Here is a 254-nt window from a genome sequence, read left to right as displayed (position 1 = left end):
AGCCTGCTCCAGTTGCCGAACCAGCGGCTGAAAACGGCGGTCTTCGCGTCCTTTTAACAAATATACATCCAGGAAACGCTGCGGATCGCGCTCCAGTATGGCCTGTAAGGCATGAATACCGTAAATAATTTCGCTCATGATATTTTTCATCGGCAACGGGACTACTGGCCCGTTTATGGTTGTGTTAATAAACGTAGCGGCCCAGCTATTAGTTTTCTGAGCGATCAGAAGCTGCAGCGAGTTTCCTGCGGCGG

At 50.4% G+C, this 254-nt stretch carries 1 protein-coding gene; it reads right to left on the bottom strand.

All coding sequences use genetic code 11. The features are described from left to right. Positions 1–138 (bottom strand): RNA methyltransferase substrate-binding domain-containing protein (locus tag BG74_RS15535; RefSeq protein ID WP_305809559.1); only part of this gene is annotated, 138 nt, incomplete at its 3' end. Positions 139–254 lie beyond the last annotated feature (116 nt).

The sequence above is a fragment of the Sodalis-like endosymbiont of Proechinophthirus fluctus genome (assembly GCF_001602625.1).
GTDB lineage: Bacteria > Pseudomonadota > Gammaproteobacteria > Enterobacterales > Enterobacteriaceae.
This window is presented reverse-complemented; position numbering and strand designations above follow the sequence as displayed.